This is a genomic window from Pseudomonadota bacterium, assembly GCA_018823135.1.
Taxonomy (GTDB): Bacteria; Desulfobacterota; Desulfobulbia; order Desulfobulbales; family CALZHT01; genus JAHJJF01.
On record JAHJJF010000107.1, the window covers coordinates 1 to 2,320 of the forward strand.

The 2,320-nt window shown below is 50.8% G+C and carries 2 protein-coding genes; both read left to right on the forward strand.

Annotated features, from left to right (window positions below):
* The coding region (locus tag KKE17_12110; protein MBU1710741.1) for a CxxxxCH/CxxCH domain-containing protein at positions 1-842 on the forward strand (842 nt) is incomplete at its 5' end.
* Between the two features lie 119 nt (positions 843-961).
* Positions 962-2,272: a cytochrome c biogenesis protein ResB gene (locus tag KKE17_12115; GenBank protein ID MBU1710742.1), complete on the forward strand. Its 1,311-nt coding sequence runs from the start codon at positions 962-964 to the stop codon at positions 2,270-2,272.
* Positions 2,273-2,320 lie beyond the last annotated feature (48 nt).

Sequence of the window (2,320 nt, forward strand, 5' to 3'; positions counted from 1 at the left end):
CCCTGGAAGGGGTTAAAGGCGCGATCCCGACCTGGGATACGGGCAACTGGGACCTCTCTCCCGGCAACACCTATACACTTGGCACCGCCACCAAAGAGTATGAAATCTGCTTCAAGTGCCACTCAGCATCCAACGCCAATCTGGCCAGCACCTGGTCACCTGCCGCCGGCGCTACCGCCTGGACCGATGTGGGCCTTGAGTTCAATCCCAATAATCTTTCCTATCACCCCATTGTCCAGGCAAGCCCCAACGCTTTACTGACCACCCAGCTTGCAGGCGGCTGGGCTCCGGGTGACACCATGTACTGCTCCGACTGTCATGCAAGTGATTCCACCAGAGCCGGACCCCATGGCTCGGCAGTCAAATGGATGCTTGCCGGCACCAACAAAGCCTGGCCGTATTATACAGCAAACAGTAACGGCACTGCCACTGCGGACAACACCAGGGGAAACTCCACTTACAAGGTGCTTGGCAATGAGGCCTCGTTTCAAGGAACAAATAATGGGTTATTCTGCTTGAACTGCCACCCCAACCCCAACACCACCGGCAATTTCCATTCTGCAGCCAATCACCGGGGTGGCCTGGGCTGGTACGTCGCCTGTGTGGACTGCCATATCCGGGTACCCCACGGCGGCAAGCTTGAGCGGCTCATCTGTGCAGACGGCGGTGGATTGCCGGCGCGATATTATCCAAACGGCGCCGGCGGTGATAAAATCGCCAGGGGAACACCCGGCGGGTCTTTGACCAAATTTCGCTACCAAGTCACGACTTACACGACTGCTGATTGTACTTCCGGTTGCACGGCTGCTATACATAATTCCGGTCTCGGAACAAGCTGGTAGTGTAAGAAAACTCACACTTCTATTTACATTTACACGCTTAAATAAATTTCCATCCCCGGCAGAGAGAAAAATTTTTCCTCGAATAACTTTTCCGAGCAGTTTATGTTATCTTGCTCTTCATGCTGACATTCCTCAAACGCATACTCCTCAGAAGAAAAACCGTTCTTTCCCTGATAGTCCTGCTGCTTGTCTTGATTATGGCGGATGTCTTGATCCCGCAGCGCTATTTATCCGGGCAGGAATCCCTTTCTTCGTGGCAGCAAGAAAACAATACCCTGCTGTTGATGATTCAATTCCTCGGGCTTGACCATGTTTTCACCTCCCTCTTGTTTCTGGCAACCATGTCTGTTTTTCTGCTGGCCCTATCCTTATCCACCTGGGACCAGACAAATCTCGCCCGCAAACGTACCATCGATTGCGGCCACATGCCTAAAAATAGGTTCATTCTTCCTGCAACCGCATTCAATGCCGTGCTCTCCGAAATCCGCAAAAAGGGCTATCGTTTCCAACGAAGAACCACTGAAACCATTCGGCTCAGCAAAAACCCCTGGGGTTACTGGGGAAATGCCACGTTACACTTAGGCATGGTTGTTGTCGCATCCGGCTCAATTCTGGTCGCCCTGACCCAGCAGCAGGGGAGGCTGAATCTCTCGGACCTGGAATTTTTCCCGGCCGGCGCCTCGTTGCCTTTTCAGGAAAACGGCCTGCTTGCCAAGGAGTTTGTCTTGCCCTTTGGCATACGTCTTGATCAGGTAAAACCTGATTTCTGGGAAAATGACAAAACCAAAAGCCTTGTATCGCAAATAACCATAATCAATCAGGATCAAAGCGAAATCCACCACGAATTAGGCATCAACAAAATTGTCACTATGGCCGGAATCCGCATCTATCAAAAAGAAACATTCGGCAACTCCTTTTACCTTGTGCTCACTGACCAAAAAGGAAAAGCGGAGAAATTCCGCCTTGATATTTCTCACCCGCAAAAAAGGACCGAACCTGCATACCGGGATTTTTCCTTTCCTGAGATTCCTTATACGATAAAGGCAAAATATCTTGCGGATTCCGCGGGCCTTTCCATCTATGACGTGGACCCTCTGCTCTCCCTGCGTTTATCACAAAATGATACAATCATTGGCGAAGTCGACTTACGCCTGCGCCAACAGGGCAAACTGGGTCCGTACCAGGTAGAACTCCTCGGCATTTCACGGTGGGCCGGGCTTGCCTTTGCGAAACTTCACGGCATTTCTCTTGTGTTCCTGGGTTTTTTCCTGATTATTCTCGGCGCGTTTCTGGTATATTGTACGCCACCCCGGGAGTTTTACCTTCAGCAACAAAATGACTCGTTAACCATTGGCTGGGCAGCTGGGCGCTTCCCGGAATTATACATCCATGAATTCGATGAACTCCACAACTTACAAGGAATAAAATAATCATCATGATGGGATTTCCGGCAGACATAATTCTCCACTGGCTCGCAG

Excerpts from the sequence above, each read along its gene's own strand:
- KKE17_12115 (MBU1710742.1), top strand. The coding sequence starts at position 962 with ATGCTGACATTCCTCAAACGCATACTCCTCAGAAGAAAAACCGTTCTT.